Genomic DNA, 18,560 nt, shown 5'->3' on the forward strand with positions numbered 1-18,560 from the left:
ACACTATTTTGTTAAATTATAATACAATATTGACACATTTTAGGTATTTGAGCCTACTTCTTTTTTCTCATCATATCGAAGTACGAAACCGGCTGATCTACCTTCATTTTAATCAGTTGCAACGGGTGACGAGCAGCATCGAGAACATTGCCTTCCTCGTCCTGTATTTCACCGACCACCTGTTTGAAAAAGTGACCTCCCGGACCGAAAAATTCAATTTCCTGTCCCGGTTTGAAGTGATTGCGCTGTTGAATAGTTGCCATTCCCGTTTCAGCATCATACCCCATGACCAATCCAGCGAAGTCAAAAGGTACGGCCTTTTCTTCCGGTTCATAGATATGGTCTTCATGATCTGGTGTATCATAGAAAAATCCGGTATTGAGCGGACGGTTCGCTGCTTTGTTCATTTCTTCAACCCATTCAGGTTTCAGAACATAATTTTCCGGGTCAGCCATATAAGCATCAATCGCTTGACGGTATACGTTAACTACGGTCGCCACATAGTGAATTGATTTCATGCGTCCTTCGATCTTGAAACTGTCTACACCCACATCAATCAACTCGGGGATATGACCAATCATGCACAGATCCTTCGATCCCATGGAGAACGAATTGTCCTGTTCCTGGAAGAGGGGAAGTTGGTTCTCACCCAGTTTGAATGGCGCAGGTGTCTGCATCTGCATGTCCTCTTCGCTGACCCACACTGTATCTTCTCTCGCATCCTCGAATAGATCATACTTCCAGCGGCAAGACTGGCAACAGCCGCCCCGGTTGGAGTCCCGATCCGTAAAGTGATTGGAGAGCACACAACGGCCGGAATACGATGAACACATCGCCCCGTGAATAAAGGCTTCAATTTCAATATCCACATTCGCTTTGATTTCTTCAATCTCTTCAAAGCTGGTCTCACGTCCGAGAACAACACGCGGGAGTCCTTCATCTTTCCAGAACTTCACGGCTTGCCAGTTAAGTGTAGATTGTTGGGTACTCAGATGTACCTCAAGACCCGGCACAGCACGAAGGGCTACTTCAATGATAGCTGGATCGGCTACGATGATCGCAGAGATACCCGCATTGTAGAGGTTTTGCAGGTATGTTTCGATACCCTCAACATCCTCATTATGTGCATAGATGTTCGTCGCTACGAACACTTTGGCTCCATACTTTTTCGCAAACTCCACACCTTCACGCATCTCTTCAAAGCTAAAGTTATCCGCGTTGGAACGCAGTCCATAGGCCTGTCCACCGATATATACGGCATCTGCACCGTAATGGATCGCAAATTTCAATTTTTCCAGATTCCCCGCCGGAGCTAGCAGCTCCGGTTTGTCCAGACGGTTACGTTTACCCGAGAACTTCCGCTGTACCGCCACTGTTTCCATTCTGTTCACCTCGTCTATTAATACACTTGTTCTTTATAGAAAAATCCAAACGACAATTCACGTTCAGGGTCCTGTAATTGCCGCACCTCAGCGAGCCAATCTTCAGAGAACGCATATGCATCAGCATCGGCTACATAACTGTCAATCGCTGTCCGATATGCACGTACAACAGCTTCATTGTAGGTAAGTGATTTTAACATACCTTCAACTTTGAAACTGTGTACACCCGCCTCCATCAACAGATGAAGATCTTCGAGGATACATATATCCTCAGAGCTCATAATGTGCGTGCCGTTCATATCCTCATAGATCGGGAATTTCTCATCGCGGCGTTCAGCCTCAATCAGGAACAATCCCCGTTCTTTACCCAGATGTCCCTCAACCGGCCGTCCTTGATGAGCCATATAACTTTGCACCAGACTGCGCTTGGAATGATAAATATTCGTCATACCATGCACCTGAACCTGAGCTTCCACCTTCAAAAAAGGAACCATTTCCGTCAGCTCATCCATATTCAACTCACGGGCAAGCACAACACGACTAGCTCCCTTGGTCCCCCAATAGTTGGCCGTTGCATAGTTCGTTGAAGTCATCTCTGCATTCCAGTGTAGCTTAACATGAGGCGCGTATTCCTTCATGGTAGCCAGCACGGATGGATCATTAAACTCCACACCATCCACACCGATTCTACCCAAAGCCTGAACATATTCAGGCAATTCTTTCAGCAGATCGTTGGACATCAGATTAGTCATGGATACATACACGCGCGCCTGATGTTTGGCTGCAATGGCAACCACCTCTGCTGTCTCTTCCACACTGAAGCTACCTGGGAGACGCATGCCGAATCGATCATCTCCGATAACCAAAGCATCTGCTCCAGCCTGAAGCAACACTTCTGCCTCTTTCACATTCGCTGCTGTAACGAGCAGTTCATGTTTCTTACTCATATAATCCCCTCCGCTTATTGCGCAGCCTTACTTTTGGCTATATTTTGCTGATGTTCCTTATACGTTTTGGCAAACAAATGTCCGGACGAACCATCCTTTTTCGTCACATAGAACAGATACTCCGAAGCTTCCGGATTTAGCGCTGCCTCGATGGACGGAAGACTTGGACTGGCAATTGGACCTGGTGGCAAGCCTTTGTTCAGATACGTATTGTAGGGACTTTGCACCTTCAGATCCTTGAAAAACAATCGCTCCTTCGGCTTGTCCAGCAGATATTGCACGGTAGCATCAATCTCCAGCTTCATATCCTGATTGATCCGATTGTAGATTACACCTGCAACCAGAGCACGTTCCTCATCCACCACAACTTCTTTCTCCACCAGTGACGCAATCGTCAGCAGCTCATGCAGAGAAAGATTCTTTTCCTGGAGCTTGGCTTCCAGATCAGGAATGGAATTGATCTTGGTCTGGAATTCTTCCAGCATCCGTTGCATCACATCATGCGTGGAACTTCCCTTTTTCAGTTCATACGTCTCCGGGAACAGATATCCTTCCAGTACGTACCGAAGTTCTTCATCCACTGGAATATCTTTGACGAAATCCACATCAAAGGCCGAAGGATCATTGGCCAGCTTGATGAATTCATCCCGATCAACAACATGCTCATAAGAAAGCTTACCCGCCATTTGCAGCACGGTATAACCCTCCGGAATTGTAAACTTCACCATTTCTTCTGGTACAACTTCACCACTACTCAGCTTGCTAACAATCTCGTCATATGTCACGCCAGGATTCATAGAATATGTACCCGCCATGAAATTAGAACCTAGTTTTTTCCACTTCAAATACCCTTTGAAGGTTAACCCGCTTCGAATGAGCCCTTCTTCTTGAAGCTGATCCGCGATTTTCGAAGTTCCCGATCCACTCTTAATCTCGAATACGACCGGTTCTGTAGAAGCTTCCACAGGACGCATCATACTCCATACGTATCCACCTGCGCCTCCGGCAAGAACTACAATGATAAGCAGTATGACTACTATTGCTTTCCCTTTCAAAAAAGAAACAACTCCTTTACACAACCAAAAAGAGCGGACTTCTCCGCCCTCCCGGTTTCTTCAATTTGAAGCTGATTAATCTTCGTCAATGGGGAGTGTACATTCATCATACAGTTCCGAGATGTTCTCCCACTCATCATCATCGTCAATCGTAACTAACTCCGGCATGATCTGGTCTTCACTTCCAGGCGATACCCGCAGAAGTTCAACCTCGTCATAAGGTCGCAACGAACTGCGGAGCACCGCGTATTGCTGACCGCCGACTTCGAACTCAGCCAACAAGTCATACGGTTGTGATTTACCGTTCTCTTCTTCGAGCTCAACATGAGCACCGAATGCCAGACGCAGTGAATCTGTCCATTTCAGGTCTTTGCGGCTATATTCCGTCATTTAGTTCGCTTCCTCTTCATCTTCAGCAAGAAATGTATTAAACGTCTCCTCGACGATATCCCACTCGGCATCATCTTGGATGACGAAAAGTTTAATATCGTCGCCCTCTTCTTCATAACGGAATGCATATACATCCGTTTCGCCATCTTCAGGTTCAACCGGAGCAACCATCATGTACTTGGCCTCCGAACCATCTACTTCAAACTTCATGATGACTTCAAATTCCTCTTCATTACCCTCGTCATCCGCAATGTAAATAATTTCCGCTTCTTCTTCCATACCCAGTTGATCTTCAGCCATTGTTGATCCCCCTCACCTTCTACTATTGGCATCCAAATAATTTTGCAAAATCAAGCTTGCGGCCATTTTGTCCACAACCTGCTTGCGTTTTTTCCGACTGACATCCGCTTCAATCAGCGTACGTTCTGCTGCCATGGTTGTCAGCCGTTCATCCCAAAGGTGAACAGGTAAATTCAGTTCATCCCGCAGGCGTTCGGCAAAAGCAATACATATCTCACCGCGCGGTCCTACGGTGCCGTTCATGTTTTTGGGAAGTCCGACTACGATCTCACTAATCTCATGCTCACGCACAAGTTCGGCAATCCGAGCGAACTCGCCTTCATCACGGCGGCGTTCTAGCACTTCCAATCCCTGGGCAGTCCAACCGAAGGCGTCACTCGCGGCAACTCCGATTCTTCGGTCCCCATAGTCCAAACCTAATATTTTCATCCATGCTCTCCCATCCTCAAGCCGGCTCAGGTCGATTACTAATAATCGCCTTCTCAAGCTTCAGGCTGTCTTCTGTCGGTTCATTTCCCGCTGCCTGCATGGCTGCAACACAGCGGAAGCGGCGTACATTACCGGTGATTGGCCAGATAGGAACGTACAAGCTCTTCAATCAGCTCATCGCGCTCCTTTTTACGGACCAGACTACGTGCGTTGTTGTGACGAGGAATGTATGCCGGGTCTCCGGAAATCAGATACCCAACAATTTGGTTGATCGGATTATACTCCTTATCGACCAATGCATCATATACCGTGAGAAGAATCTCTTTGGATGATGCTTCCTGTTCGTCACCTTTCACATTAAATTTAACCGTCTTATCCATGGAGTCCATTGATGACACCTCGCTCCTGCATGAACATGGGGACCATGTCCTGCCGAATTGATTTCTGTTTATATAATAACATATTCTGACTGCCACAAGTAAACAAAGGATAAGGCAATTGTGTTTTTTGCTTGTCCTTTACTGGCTTCAGCATAATGCATCATTCGATTCCACACGCTCTCGGGTACAAAAGTTGGGCGGGAAGAAGTATCCCGATCCAACCTTCGTATAAACGAACAGAACCTTTCGAACTATATTTTGGCCTTTGAAAGCCCCTCGTTCGATCTATGCATTATGCCCGCTAACCAGCGAAACCGCCAGTTTCAGCGCTTCATCCAGCTTGGTAGCATCCTTACCTCCGGCTTGCGCCATATCTGGACGTCCACCACCGCCACCGCCGCATACTGCTGCGACTTCTTTGACGATTTTGCCTGCGTGTAATCCTTGTTTTACTTGTTCAGCAGGTACAGCGACTACAAAATTCACTTTGCCATCGGATGCGGCACCCAATACGAGTACAGCGTTAGGCAATTTGACTTTCAACTCATCGGCCACTGTGCGAAGTGCATCCATGTTAGGAGCATCTACACGTGCTGCGAGTAATTGTGTATTTCCTGCTTGTACCACTTGATCGGTCAAATGACCTGCTTCCATGGCACTCAGCTTGCTTTGCAGGGATTCAGTCTCTCTAGCTGCTTCTTTCAGTTGAAGGTTCAGACCTTCAATCCGTTTAGGCACATCAGCCACATTTGCTTTGAGCAACGCTGCTGATTGCTTGAGCAATTCCAACTGGCTTTCCACATACAGATATGCGCCACGGCCAGTTACAGCTTCGATCCGACGAACGCCGGAGCCGATCCCGCTCTCGCTAACCAGTTTGAAGATTCCGATCTCTGAAGTATTATTTACGTGACAGCCGCCACAAAGTTCCAAACTGTAGTCTCCAACTTGAACGACACGCACAATATCTCCATATTTTTCGCCAAACAGGGCCATCGCACCCATTTCTTTAGCTTCATCAATAGCTTTCAGCTCGATGTTCACGTTCAGACGATTCCAGATCTGTTCGTTTACCTGACGCTCAATCTCTGTCAACTCTTCCGGGGTGATGCTGCCGAAGTGAGAGAAGTCGAACCGCAGACGCTGTGGCTCTACGAGCGATCCCGCCTGGTTTACGTGTGTGCCGAGCACATCTTTGAGCGCTTTGTGCAGCAAGTGAGTTGCCGTATGGTTTTTGATAATGTCGCCGCGTTTCGCAGCGTCTACTTGAGCATTGATCACATCGCCTACACGCAGTTCACCGGACTCCACTGTCACCAGATGTACATGTTGTCCAAGCGGAGCTTTGAACAAGCCTTGTACTTTCGCTGTTACACTAGCACCGCGCAACAAGCCCTGATCACTCACTTGACCGCCACTTTCCGCGTAGAACGGAGTCTTATCCAGAACAACCTGGCACGTTTGTCCTTCGCCTACAGTATCAACAAGGGCGTCACCGGCAACGATGGCTACCACTTTTGCTTCCGTCAACAGGTCAGTATAACCAACAAACTCGCTTTTAACCTCCAGATCAGCAAGTGGTCCGCCTTGGACTTTCATGCTCTCGTTCTCTTGACGGCCAGCACGTCCAAGTTCACGTTGTTTCTGCATGGAAGCATCAAAACCTTCACGATCCACAGTCAGACCATGCTCTGCGGCATAATCTTCTGTCAGGTCAAACGGGAAACCGTATGTGTCATACAGTTTGAAAGCTTCAGGTCCGCTAATAACGGTGCGTCCTTCAGATTTGGCAGTGCCACTGATATCAGCCAGAATAGCCAGACCATCCGTGAGTGTTTCGTGGAAACGCTCTTCCTCCGTTTTGATCACTTTGGCGATGAACTCTTGTTTGTCCACTACCTCGGGGTAGTACATGCCCATCACTTCACCAACGGTTGTGGTCAGTTCATACAGGAATGGACGGTCGAGTCCAAGAACTTTACCATAACGAACTGCACGGCGAAGCAAACGACGGATGACATATCCACGTCCTTCATTACTTGGCAGAACGCCATCACCTACTGCAAAGGCAACGGTACGAATATGATCGGCAATGACTTTCAGTGCAACATCAATCTCTACGCTGTCGTTATATTTCACACCCGCAAGAGCGGCTGTTCTCTGAATCATCGGTTGGAACAGGTCTGTGTCGAAGTTGGAATCCACATTTTGCAGAATGGAAGCAAAACGCTCCAAACCAGCACCTGTATCAATATTTTTGTTAGGAAGCGGTGTGTAGCTACCATCTTTGTTATGGTTGAACTGGGAGAATACGAGGTTCCATACTTCCAAATAACGTTCGTTTTCCCCACCTGGATACATTTCAGGATCACTCATATCGTTTCCGTAAGCTTCGCCGCGGTCATAGAAGATCTCGGTACAAGGTCCACATGGGCCTTCGCCGATATCCCAGAAGTTTTCATCCAATTTGATGATACGCTCCGCAGGCAGTCCCACTTTTTCGTTCCACAGTTTGAATGCTTCTTCATCTTCCGGATATACCGTTACGGACAGACGCTCCGGATCAAAACCGATCCACTCTTTGCTGGTCAGGAACTCCCATGCCCAGGTAACAGTCTCTTCCTTAAAGTAATCTCCAATGGAGAAATTGCCCAGCATTTCGAAGAACGTATGGTGACGACGCGTTTTACCAACATTCTCGATATCATTGGTACGGATACACTTTTGAGAGTTCGCTAGGCGCGGGTTCTCCGGCTTCTCACGTCCGTCAAAATAAGGTTTGAGCGGTGCCATACCCGCATTGATCCACAGAAGAGAAGGATCGTTGTGAGGTACGAGCGATGCGCTCGGCTCGATTTTGTGACCTTTACTTGCAAAAAACTCTATCCATTTGGACCGGATTTCACTGGCTTTCATACTGGATGCCCCCATTAAATTATAATAGTCCGTTGCGTATTCGCTCCGGTTGGTCAACATTTTTTTCGTAAAAATAAACACAAAAAACGCCCCTGAATAATCAGGGACGATGTTATCGCGGTACCACCCTGGTTATTGCTGTTAATCCCTTGCTGCCCGGACAAACAAACAATCTCCTCGTTCATGCGAAATAACGGTCGCGCCCGGCAGGGTTGTCCTGCACTCCGAAATTAGCTTTCCGCCGCTTCATCTTTCAAGACTCTTCCAGCCATCAGTTCAGGCTCACCCTGATCTGAAGAAGTCTATTCTCTGAGGAAAGGAACCCTCGGCGTACTTTATTTCATCATCGATTTCATGTTCTAAACATACACACTCATTATATCGGTAGCATAAGCGGGTGTCAACGCGGCTTCTTTGAAGGTCTAACCCTACTATTTAGTCAGTCCTTCGTTTGATGTAATAGGCGAAAAAGTGCTGAACGATCACCTTCAGGACGGCAAAAACGGGCACCGCCAGAATAAGACCTACAATGCCTGCCAGTTCACCTCCGACGAGCAGTGCAAATATAATCGACAGTGGATGCAGATGAAGCGTGCGCCCCACCACTTGAGGAGAGATAACGTTGCTTTCCAGCACCTGGCACAGTGTGTTCACAATGACAACAAGCAGCACCATTTTAAACGAAACCGTCGATGCCATGACCACAGCAGGGGCAGCACCAAGGAACGGCCCCAAGTAGGGCACAATGTTAAACACCGCCACAATGCTCGCAAGCAGCAGCGCATACGGCATATCAATGACGATATAACCTATGTAGGCAAAGATACCAACAATGACACAGACAATAAACTGTCCTCGTATGTAGTTTCCCAGCGCAGTATCGATCTCTTTCATCACCGAGACAATCGCTTTGCGACGTGAACGAGGAAGATACGCCACAATGGTGCGTTCGAACACCTCAAAGTCTTTTAACATATAGAAGATCAAGAAAGGCACGATAAACACATTGAACAACACATTGATGGTCGCCCCGATATTGTCCATTAGCACAGTAATCCCTTGAGTTAGTCGATCCTCCATCTGAAAGAACCAGCTGTTCATGCCTGTTCGCACACTTGGTGGCATTAATTTGTGATCCATATTGTTCATCAGGCTCTGGGCGCGCATGGACAGCTCTGGCATATGCTCGTTAAGTTCCTCCAGCTGTTCAATCAAAACTGGAATGACATTCATCAGAATGACACCGATACAGGTCAGGAAAAAGGCATATATGAGCAGTACTGCAATTGTACGCGGCACCTTGCGTCCTCCCAGCATGCTCACAATCGGATTGAGTACATAGGATATGATAAGAGCTACGATAAAAGGGGCCAGCACTGTTTTCAGGAAAGCATATATGTGAAGCAGTAAAGGCCGCAGCAGCCATATAAAATACAAAATGATCAATCCGAGCAGCAGCCAGATCGCGTAACGGAAAAACTTGTTTTTGGTTAATTGCTCCACTTGTATCTCTCCTTTTGGACTGGCTCTGAGAGTCAGTATATGTAGGAAAGGTAATATTTATTAACACAGCGCAGAAGTGGAAACGGAATCTCACATTTTTTCCTGAACCAAAAAACGCCTCCTTCATCAGAGAAGGAAGCGCATCTTGCAGTCCAAGGGAGCATATAATCAACCATGCCCCATCTGAACCATTATGTAACCGCATCTATATACATCTGCCTACAAGTAACGACAGCATCCCATGACAGACATTGTCATGAAACCGCATATAGAGGAAGTTATCCTGCTTTTTAAGAAGAAGCGTGAAGATGAGGGAAGTCTTGTGGCAGCTCGTCCCCGAAGAACAAATCATCCAGGGAGCTCAGCGTACCGTCTTCTTCCACCTGATATACAGACATTTTCTCACCGTTCACCGTTAATTCAATAAAGCATCCCCAGCAATAAAACTGGTGGGAACCAATTTTCCCGATATCTTTGGAACTACAGTTTGGACATTTCATATTCATTCACCTATCCATTAACAGAATGAATGGCATTTTCCAAGCGTTGTTCACTCAGAGACGGCACCATAATGGCACTTTCCCCGATGGACATATCGCTTGTACATGGCAGCCATTTACGGCCCTCGATCAGATCGGACACAAAACCGTCCGTAATTTCAATCCCTATTATTGTATTTCCCAACTCTTGGTCAAAATAAACATCGGAGACACGCCCAAGCAGCAAACCTTCTTCGGTGAGCACGGACATCTCCTTCAATTTAGACCGACCGAGGAGGTACGTGTATTTTATGTCGTCGGCTCCCGTCTTGCGGACAGCCTGTTGATTACGGATCATGACGGCATCTTCGCCGTAGGCAACGATATCTTGCCACTGCACGATTTTGACATGATTGGTAAACAGACCTTTGTTCTCAAGCTCAATGCCTTCGATCTCCCAATCATCATTCACAATGAAATCCTGGATTTTGCCGACCTGCTTCCCGTCCTCAACATCAAAAACGGCAAGTCCGATCATTTCCTGAAGCTTCATCGTTGGGTCCCCCTCATCTTCTTATCATTAAATAGGCGCGGCGCTATTGCTAGGTATGCCCAAAGTTGATGAGTGGCAATCAGGCGCCGATCATCAAAACCGCTTCTATCCAACCGATGAAATGGAACTTCTTCCCTCCTTCTGTTCCATGTGTAAAGTTCCCCTTAGGGTCTATTACGCAGTCGCCCAAGAATGGTTCCAATTTTTTCGGCGGTTATCATGATTTCTTCCGTAGTATTACCCAATCCCCAGCTAAATCGAATCGCAGAGTGTAAAAAAGTCTCAGGCAGATCCATCGCTTTGAGCACGTGAGATACTTCAAGCGAACCGGAAGTGCAGGCAGATCCGCTTGCCACTGCGATTCCTTCCATATCCAGATTCATCAACATCGTCTCAGTGGACACTTCCGGAAAGCTGATATTCAGAATGTTTGGCAACGTATGCTCTTGGTGCCCATTCACATGAAAGTGCTCCGTCCCCACATGAATCTCAAGCTGTTCTAACAAAAGCTTCCGTAATTCCAAATCATGCTGACGATGCGCCTCCGCTTGTGCTGATGCAATCTTTAGGGCCTCTGCAAATCCAGCAATACCCGCAATATTTTCAGTACCTGCGCGTCGTTGACGCTCTTGCAGCCCACCGTGTGCTCTTGCTTCCAGCACAATTCCTCGCCGTACATAGAGTGCACCCACGCCCTGAGGTCCATTGATTTTATGCGCTGAGAAGCTGATCAGATCCACAGGAAGATCCTTACAGGAAATATTCTGGCTGCCCAGAGCCTGAACCGCATCAGTATGGAAAAGGATATTATGTTGACGGGCAAGCTCACCGACCTCGCGTATCGGCTGAATGGTGCCTACTTCATTGTTGGCATACATCATGGTAATCAGCACCGTATCCGGTCGAATGGCCTCTTGCAACTCATCCAAATTTATTCGTCCATAACGATCCACAGATAGATAGGTTACTTCATAACCTTGCCGCTCCAATTCCTGACACGTATGCAAGACAGCATGGTGCTCAATTGCGGTCGTAATAACGTGTTTCCCCTTATCTTGTCTTGTTGAGACTGCTCCAAAGATTGCCAGATTGTCACTCTCCGTGCCACCTCCGGTGAATACCAATTCGTCCGGGAAACAGCCCAAAGACGCCGCAATGACATCCCTTGCTCCGCTGACGGTCCGTTTGGCTTCGCGTCCAAAGGCATGGATACTTGATGCATTGCCAAATTGTCTTGTCATGACGTTCATCATCGCTTCTGCGACTTGTGGATGCATAGGTGTCGATGCGGCGTGATCCAAATAAATTCGTTTCATTTATCTTCACCCCGTTATATGTTAAATTTCTATCTCATGGCAAACTGTCAAAATTGGAAACTGAAACGGATGCTCTATTGTCACATCTTCGTGTATAATGTTATATATCCATTTCAAAAAGGAGAGAGAGACATGAGTGATCCCATTCTCGGGCAGATTCTGAATCAGCTTCAACAAATGGACAAACGATTCGACAGCATTGATGGACATCTTGGAAAAATAGACCACCGGCTTGATGCTATGGAAGAGAGGCTCGGTGCCGTAGAGAGCAGACTAGACACTGTCGATGACAGATTGAATACCATGGAAAGCAGATTGGACACCATTGAGGAACAAACTAAAAACATTCCGCTTCTTCAACAAGCTGTTCTGGAAACATTGACCGTTACGAAACGGCTTGAATCTTCCCACTCCGCCTCTGAACGCAAAGTAACTACTGAATTGAATACCCATCAGCACAGCATTGATATTTTGAATCGCCGTCAGTTACGCATGGAAGCTGATATAGAAACCTTAAAAAGTCGCTGATTCACAAGTGATCCAGTTAGGTTCACACTGACCATCTTGTAAATCCCGCGGCTGAATACATAGCCCTGCTCAATTAAAATAATCTGTAGAAATTGAAGAACAGAACAAAGTACCCATTGGCATGTCTAAAGCCCCCAAGTTGGGGGCTTTATTGTGTTCTGTGATGCGAATGAATGATCTTAAATATAGAACATGTAGCTGTCTTTTTTCTCTTGATCCTGGAAGGTAATCAGGTCTTTCAGTGTCGTGGAATCCAACACTTCCGCAATGCCGTCACGGATACGCAACCATAGATCACGCTTCGCCGGATCATCTTCCTCCGTGAAATCTACTGGGGAGATTGGTCCTTCCAGTACACGAATCACGTCGCCTGCAGTCACGGTTGCAGGATCACCTGCAAGAATATAACCGCCGTAAGCACCTCGAATACTCTTCACCAGTCCTGCATTACGCAGTGGAGCAATCAGTTGCTCCAGGTAATGTTCTGAGAGCTGGTTACGCTCGGCAATGCTTTTAAGTGATGTAGGGCCTTCGCCTGTTCTGGCAGCCAGCTCCATCATGATTGTGAGGCCGTAACGGCCTTTTGTCGATATTTTCAAAGGAGTCACCTCTTTCAATTTTCAGAAACGATTGGAAACTTTATATTTTATCCTGTAGTCCATGACCGTCTGTTCCACGATCTGTCCACAGCGGAGATGCATTGAGATTAGCATAAACCTTCTAATCCTCCGTATTCCGATCATAACCCTCAGCTAATGTTAACATATCTGCATGCTTTATGGAAAAGAAAGATTGACGATATTCCAAAATGTGCGTCTGTGGTGGACACTATCCAAAATTGGCCGGGTGTATCGTATCTTGAGTCCGGTTATGCTAGAATAAGAAGCGAAACACATTTATATATAGAAATGGTGATAACGATGTCCAAAACAATTGAAAATACACGGGTCGTCGTTGGCATGTCCGGAGGTGTCGATTCTTCCGTTACCGCGCTGCTGCTGAAAGAGCAAGGTTACGATGTCATCGGCATTTTCATGAAAAACTGGGATGACACCGACGAGTTCGGCCACTGTACCGCTGAAGAAGATTCAGAGGATGTACGCCGCGTATGTGAACAGATCGGTATTCCTTATTACACTGTCAACTTCGAGAAAGAATATTTTGATAAAGTATTTACCTATTTCCTTGATGAATATAAGTCGGGCCGCACGCCAAATCCGGATGTCATGTGTAATCGTGAGATCAAATTTGGTGAATTCCTGAACAAAGCTCTGGATCTCGGCGCAGATTATGTAGCTACAGGACACTATGCTCGCCTGATTGAAGAAGATGGCACGTTAAAGTTGCTGCGTGGTGTGGATAACAATAAGGACCAGACGTATTTCCTTAATGCACTCAATCAGAACCAGCTGTCCAAAGCCATGTTCCCGATTGGTCACCTGCCCAAACCGGAAGTACGCAAAATCGCAGAAGCGGCTGGCTTGTATACCGCGAAGAAAAAAGATAGTACAGGTGTATGCTTCATCGGCGAGCGCAATTTCAAAGAGTTCCTGAGTAACTATCTGCCTGCCAAAGGCGGAGACATGGTTGATATCGCGACTGGTGAAGTCAAAGGCCGTCATGACGGTCTGATGTACTACACACTTGGACAGCGCCAAGGTCTTGGCATTGGCGGTTCCGGCAATGGTGAACCCTGGTTCGTTGCAGACAAAAATCTGGAGAAGAATCAACTGCTTGTTGTTCAGGGCGATGCCCATGCGAGCCTGTACTCCACTGGTCTAACCGCAACAGGTGTGAACTGGATTGCTGGTGCAGAGCACATGCCTAATGTGCCATACCGTTGTACTGCCAAGTTCCGCTATCGTCAGCCGGATCAAGGTGTAACATTGACCTGGCAGGAAGATGGAAGTGTGGATGTACAATTTGACCAGCAGCAAAAAGCCATTACGCCAGGACAAGCCGTTGTTTTTTACGACGGGGAAGTCTGCCTGGGTGGGGGTACGATCGATCAGGTGCAAAAAGTACCTGTACCCGCGATGCAATAATAGAGCTTGTCCATTACAATGCGGATTATACACAATACCGTGTATCCCTATTAAAAAAGCCGTCTTTCATGTAATACCATGAAGGATGGCTTTTTTCCTGCTTTTCTTTGCAAAAAAATTAAAAATAGTTCGTTATGCAGTCAACCAGACTCCTGCCCAGGCGGCCAACACCCCAACTACAACCGAACTACCGACGTAGAGCGCCGCTCTAGCGTATCGTTGTCTACCCATAAGTCCTAACGTTTCATAGCCAAAGGTGGAGAATGTAGTGTACGCACCGCAAAAGCCGGTTCCCCACATCAGCCAGATTCCATCTGATATCATCTGTGATTGGTGCCAACCATATAACAATCCAAGCAGCAGTGAACCACTGATATTGATGATCCATGTTCCCCATGGAAAAGCCGTCCCCAGCAAGCCAGAGACCCATTTGCCCAGACTGAAACGTAATACCGCACCCAGCACACCTGCAAACCCAATCCACAAGATCATGAGACATCACCCTCTTGTCTTTGTGCTCCCAACATACGCTGTCCAAGGCTCATTCCCAGCGCACAGAGCAACAACCCTGCCAACAGACTTACGATCATATAAATCGCAGCTTTGACCCATTCTCCACCCTCGGATAACCGAACAATATCCAGTGTAAACGTGGAGAATGTCGTAAATGCTCCAGTAAAACCTGTACCAATTGCAAGTCGGAGTTGTGGTGTTATTTTGCCTGGAACAGCTATGGTAAAGAACCAACCCAAAAAAAGGCTGCCAATCGCATTGATTAGCAGCACTGCCCAAGGAAAACCCATATGAGCAGCTGGTATCCCTAACTGTATGGCATATCGGGTCAAGGTACCGAGAAATCCACCTACTCCTATATACAAAAGCTCTTTCATGTTATGTGCATCTCCCGAGTGATCTGACTGATCTTACAAATCCCTACGCCGCTGTTGGTTCAACCTGATCTTCGATTCATTACCTTGCTCCGTGGCCTCATAAAATACTCTCCGTGAGAGCTGCTTTGGCAAATATTCTTGTTTCACGTAATGTCCCGGATAGTTGTGTGGATATTGATAGCCCTCATGTCCAAGCTTCACGGCACCTGAGTAATGCGTATCTCGTAAGTGAAGCGGAACTTCTGCCGATTTCACCTCATCAATCGCGTTCATGGCTTTGGAAATGGCGGTGTACACCGCATTGGATTTTGGACTTTCGACCGCGAACAGAATCGCTTGTGCAATGTTCAGCTTGGCTTCGGGCCAGCCGTTATTCCGATACGCATCAAGCGCTCCAATGGCCTGTGTCATGGCTTGCGGGTTCGCAAGTCCAATGTCTTCACTGCTCGCTGCGATCAAGCGCCGAATGAAGGTCATCGGGTCCATGCCGAGCTTCTCCACCGCGTATAGAAACCAGAACAACGCCGCATCACTGGAACCCCGAATACTCTTGTGAAATGCAGACAGTACATCATACTGGGTGGATTCATCTGCCTTCACAATGGGGCGCCTAATAGACTCTTCTGCTACACCAAGCGTAATATGAATGGATCCATCCTTCTCCGGTGGCGTTGTCAAGGCAGCCAGTTCAAGTGCGTTAAGCGCACGCCGAATATCCCCGTTGGCCATCGTAGCAATATGTTCAAGCGCCTTATCGTCCGCCTGTAGTTCCATGAACCCCAAACCTTTGTCCGCATCACTCAATGCTCTGCGCATTGCAATAAGAGAATGCTCCTTGTTCAGTGATTCCAGCTGGAACAGGGTGGAACGACTCATCAAGGCCCCATTGACATAATGAAAAGGATTCTCTGTTGTCGCGCCGATAAAAATAATCGTGCCCTTCTCTACCGCCGGCAATAGCGCATCCTGACGTGAACTGTTAAACCGGTGTACCTCATCGAGGAACAGAATGGTTTTGGTTCCATACAGCTGTTTGTTCGTTTGCGCCTGTTCGATGACTTCGCGCACATCCTTGACGGAAGCTTCCACTGCATTCAGACGTACGAACTGTCCTTGCGTTTGCTGGGAAATAATATGTGCCAAGGTAGTCTTGCCACATCCCGGCGGGCCGTATAACAAGATTGACGAAATCTGATCAGCCTCAATGGCGCGCCGAAGTAATTTTCCCGGTCCAATAATATGTTCCTGTCCAATATATTCATCCAGATGCTCTGGCCGCATGCGGTCCGCGAGCAATCTGGCTTGTGGTTTTGAGTCTTGTTGAAACGAAAATAAATCCATTGCTCATCACTTCCTTAACGGATTGCCTTGCCTTGATTACAATTACACTTCTGATGGTTCTCCACTCTCTATCATATCATACTCCCGCGGTAACATAGCCATAAATGCACCAAGCGCACTGCTGACAAACGCATCCTTTCGTGTAATAAAACGAGTCATCATTCGACTTATGCCAGAAGGGAGCGAATGTTTGCGAAGATTTCCACTTTCGATTTGCTGCCGAATCACAATCTCCGGTAACAGAGAAATCCCCATTCCGGACGTTACTCCACTAATAATCGCTTCCAGAGTTCCAAACTCCATAATCACCGGACGATTTACCCCACTTGAGTGCAACCACTCCTCTAACGTTTGTCGGTAGGAGCATCCCATGCTGTAGACAAGGATCGGTTTACGGGTAAGCTCTTCTTCCGGCCCCATACCAGATGATACCACATAGAGCTCTTCATCAAATACATTGATAGACTCGATATCAGGATGATCACAGGCACAGCCAATAAACGCTCCTTCTAATTCATACCCAATGACTTGATCAATAAGCATCTGCGAATTGCCAGTAGCCAGTGACAAGGACACCTCGGGATACTGTCTATAGTATTTTGCAAAAAGCTCAGGTAAACGAACCGCTGCAGCAGTCTGTGTAGACCCTATTCGCAACGCCCCGGATGGTGTACTTGTCGCTCGAAGCGCCTTGGAAGCATCATTCAGCAAACCAATAATTTTATCCGCGTACGCCAGCAGCACCTCTCCGGCTGGAGATAACGTCATGCCTCGGTTATGACGAATGAACAGCGTTGTACCCACTTCTGCTTCCAGATGCCTGATGCGTGCCGTTACGTTGGATTGAACATACCCCAGTTTAGACGCAGCTCTGGTCAGATTCCCTTCCTGTGCGACACACTGGAATATTCTTAGATCCCCGCTCTCCATGTTCCCTCCACTCTGACATCATTCAAAATGATGTCCACTTCATTACCAATCATTATACTTCATATGTAAACCGGACTACAATTCATGTAGATCCCAAACCAGTCATCTGACTGGATGATGATAAGGAGTGTTCAACATGACATACTGGAAAAATAGAGTTGCTCTGATCACAAGTACCCGCACCATAAAACCCTTGAAGTATACAATCTTGATCATTTTGACAACGTTAATCATGGGAACTTCTTTTCCAGTCGGCAAGATCGGCATGCTATATGCTCCACCTTTCCTGCTCATGGGCATACGTTATATACTGGCAGGTGGCTTGATGGCCTTGTTCCTTCGTAAACGTCCTTTGCCTACTGGATGGCAGTCATGGTTGAAAATAACCCTCATTGGCCTGTTCCAATCGGCAGGAGTGATGGGCTGCGCCTACTACAGCATGAACTGGATTACATCTGGCGAATCCGCCATTATTACATTTACCAATCCGCTACTGGTCATTATCCTCAGTGCTCTCTTATATAGAGTGACCTACCGCTTCAGTCAGTGGATCGGTGTAATGCTCGGCTTCGTAGGGATTATGTTAACCTTTGGATGGCAGATGAGTTTTAGCCCTGGAACCTGGATTGGATTTGGCGGTGCGGTCTCCTTTGCCGTGTCCACATTGCTTATCAAACGCTGGGGCGATGGCTACGATACTTTTGTCTTAACTGCCTATCAGATGCTCGCGGGAGGTGCTGCATTACTGCTGTTGAGCGTATGGACTGAACAGCCTCACTTTATAGTGAATACCACCTCGGTTATGGTGCTGCTCTGGTTAACGCTTGTTTGCTCCATCATCCAGTTCTCACTCTGGTTTTATCTGCTACAGAATAGTGACCCAGCCCAAACCAGTTCCTATTTGTTCCTGGCACCGTTCTTTGGTGTAATGTCGAGTTGGTTTTTGCTGGGAGAGCAAGTCCAGTGGTTTGCATTGGCAGGTGGTTTATTTATTGGTGTCGGCATATTCCTGGTGAACCGTCGCTCGTCCAGATTGAGAAATAGCGTAACGTAACCCTGAACTTCTTCATCGTTCTTCCTCGAAAAATTAAGCGATTCTCGCACAAAAGCAAAAAGGCATGCGTTTATGGGACTTTCCCATGAACGCTATGCCTTTTGTTGTATAAGCAAATTTAT

Annotated in this window: 20 protein-coding genes; 3 read left to right on the plus strand and 17 right to left on the minus strand. The window is 47.0% G+C overall.

What is annotated here, in order from left to right; all coding sequences use genetic code 11:
• Positions 1-53 precede the first annotated feature (53 nt).
• The 12 genes from PAHA3_RS17640 to PAHA3_RS17695 all read right to left on the minus strand — a co-directional run bounded on the left by PAHA3_RS17640 (position 54) and on the right by PAHA3_RS17695 (position 11,650).
• Positions 54-1,382 (minus strand): peptidase U32 family protein, encoded by a 1,329-nt coding sequence (locus PAHA3_RS17640; RefSeq protein WP_062835868.1) that lies wholly within the window; start codon positions 1,380-1,382, stop codon positions 54-56.
• A gap of 17 nt (positions 1,383-1,399) precedes the next feature.
• Complete coding sequence (locus tag PAHA3_RS17645; RefSeq protein WP_062835869.1) at positions 1,400-2,329, minus strand: peptidase U32 family protein; 930 nt, start codon at positions 2,327-2,329, stop codon at positions 1,400-1,402.
• A gap of 14 nt (positions 2,330-2,343) precedes the next feature.
• Complete coding sequence (gene mltG, locus PAHA3_RS17650) at positions 2,344-3,384, minus strand: endolytic transglycosylase MltG (RefSeq protein WP_235599461.1); 1,041 nt, start codon at positions 3,382-3,384, stop codon at positions 2,344-2,346.
• A 75-nt stretch (positions 3,385-3,459) separates the two neighbouring features.
• Positions 3,460-3,774, minus strand: a complete 315-nt coding sequence (locus PAHA3_RS17655) for a DUF1292 domain-containing protein (protein WP_062835870.1) — start codon at positions 3,772-3,774, stop codon at positions 3,460-3,462.
• On the minus strand, positions 3,775-4,074 hold the full coding sequence (locus tag PAHA3_RS17660; protein ID WP_017686820.1) for a DUF1292 domain-containing protein: 300 nt from the start codon (positions 4,072-4,074) through the stop codon (positions 3,775-3,777). It lies immediately after the preceding gene.
• Positions 4,075-4,086: 12 nt separating this feature from the next.
• A complete protein-coding gene (ruvX, locus tag PAHA3_RS17665) occupies positions 4,087-4,503 on the minus strand; it encodes a Holliday junction resolvase RuvX (RefSeq protein WP_062835871.1) in 417 nt (138 codons plus the stop codon).
• A 128-nt stretch (positions 4,504-4,631) separates the two neighbouring features.
• Positions 4,632-4,892 carry an IreB family regulatory phosphoprotein gene (locus PAHA3_RS17670; protein ID WP_036616950.1) on the minus strand — a complete coding sequence of 87 codons (261 nt, stop codon included), beginning with the start codon at positions 4,890-4,892 and terminating at the stop codon, positions 4,632-4,634.
• A gap of 276 nt (positions 4,893-5,168) precedes the next feature.
• Positions 5,169-7,799, minus strand: coding sequence for an alanine--tRNA ligase (alaS, locus tag PAHA3_RS17675; protein ID WP_062835872.1), 2,631 nt, complete (start codon positions 7,797-7,799; stop codon positions 5,169-5,171).
• A gap of 435 nt (positions 7,800-8,234) precedes the next feature.
• Positions 8,235-9,302: an AI-2E family transporter gene (locus tag PAHA3_RS17680; protein ID WP_062835873.1), complete on the minus strand. Its 1,068-nt coding sequence runs from the start codon at positions 9,300-9,302 to the stop codon at positions 8,235-8,237.
• Between the two features lie 290 nt (positions 9,303-9,592).
• Entirely contained in the window at positions 9,593-9,802 is a 210-nt protein-coding gene (locus PAHA3_RS17685) for a hypothetical protein (protein WP_017686815.1), read from the minus strand.
• Positions 9,803-9,812: 10 nt separating this feature from the next.
• Complete coding sequence (locus PAHA3_RS17690) at positions 9,813-10,334, minus strand: PRC-barrel domain-containing protein (protein ID WP_017686814.1); 522 nt, start codon at positions 10,332-10,334, stop codon at positions 9,813-9,815.
• Between the two features lie 164 nt (positions 10,335-10,498).
• Positions 10,499-11,650, minus strand: coding sequence for a cysteine desulfurase family protein (locus PAHA3_RS17695; protein ID WP_062835874.1), 1,152 nt, complete (start codon positions 11,648-11,650; stop codon positions 10,499-10,501).
• A gap of 132 nt (positions 11,651-11,782) precedes the next feature.
• Here PAHA3_RS17695 and PAHA3_RS17700 point away from each other — a divergent pair, with 132 nt between their 5' ends.
• Positions 11,783-12,178: a hypothetical protein gene (locus PAHA3_RS17700; protein WP_062835875.1), complete on the plus strand. Its 396-nt coding sequence runs from the start codon at positions 11,783-11,785 to the stop codon at positions 12,176-12,178.
• Positions 12,179-12,357: 179 nt separating this feature from the next.
• Here the strand turns inward: PAHA3_RS17700 and cymR are convergent, their stop codons facing one another.
• On the minus strand, positions 12,358-12,777 hold the full coding sequence (cymR, locus tag PAHA3_RS17705) for a cysteine metabolism transcriptional regulator CymR (RefSeq protein WP_062835876.1): 420 nt from the start codon (positions 12,775-12,777) through the stop codon (positions 12,358-12,360).
• Between the two features lie 321 nt (positions 12,778-13,098).
• Between cymR and mnmA the strand changes: the two genes are divergently transcribed.
• Entirely contained in the window at positions 13,099-14,223 is a 1,125-nt protein-coding gene (gene mnmA, locus PAHA3_RS17710) for a tRNA 2-thiouridine(34) synthase MnmA (protein WP_036616942.1), read from the plus strand.
• Between the two features lie 132 nt (positions 14,224-14,355).
• Here the strand turns inward: mnmA and crcB (PAHA3_RS17715) are convergent, their stop codons facing one another.
• Genes crcB (PAHA3_RS17715) through PAHA3_RS17730 form a run of 4 tightly spaced genes read right to left on the minus strand, consistent with a single transcriptional unit; the run spans position 14,356 to position 17,384 of the window.
• Positions 14,356-14,715, minus strand: coding sequence for a fluoride efflux transporter CrcB (gene crcB / locus PAHA3_RS17715; protein WP_062835877.1), 360 nt, complete (start codon positions 14,713-14,715; stop codon positions 14,356-14,358).
• Positions 14,712-15,113: a fluoride efflux transporter CrcB gene (crcB, locus tag PAHA3_RS17720; RefSeq protein ID WP_062835878.1), complete on the minus strand. Its 402-nt coding sequence runs from the start codon at positions 15,111-15,113 to the stop codon at positions 14,712-14,714. Before crcB (PAHA3_RS17720) ends, crcB (PAHA3_RS17715) begins: the two co-directional genes overlap by 4 nt.
• A gap of 33 nt (positions 15,114-15,146) precedes the next feature.
• On the minus strand, positions 15,147-16,454 hold the full coding sequence (locus PAHA3_RS17725; protein ID WP_062835879.1) for a replication-associated recombination protein A: 1,308 nt from the start codon (positions 16,452-16,454) through the stop codon (positions 15,147-15,149).
• 42 nt (positions 16,455-16,496) lie between these two features.
• A complete protein-coding gene (locus PAHA3_RS17730) occupies positions 16,497-17,384 on the minus strand; it encodes a LysR family transcriptional regulator (RefSeq protein WP_062835880.1) in 888 nt (295 codons plus the stop codon).
• Between the two features lie 136 nt (positions 17,385-17,520).
• Between PAHA3_RS17730 and PAHA3_RS17735 the strand changes: the two genes are divergently transcribed.
• Positions 17,521-18,438 carry a DMT family transporter gene (locus PAHA3_RS17735; RefSeq protein WP_082762843.1) on the plus strand — a complete coding sequence of 306 codons (918 nt, stop codon included), beginning with the start codon at positions 17,521-17,523 and terminating at the stop codon, positions 18,436-18,438.
• The last annotated feature ends 122 nt before the right edge of the window (positions 18,439-18,560 follow it).

Origin of the sequence: Paenibacillus amylolyticus (genome assembly GCF_001570725.1) — a bacterium.
Lineage (GTDB): Bacteria > Bacillota > Bacilli > Paenibacillales > Paenibacillaceae > Paenibacillus > Paenibacillus amylolyticus_A.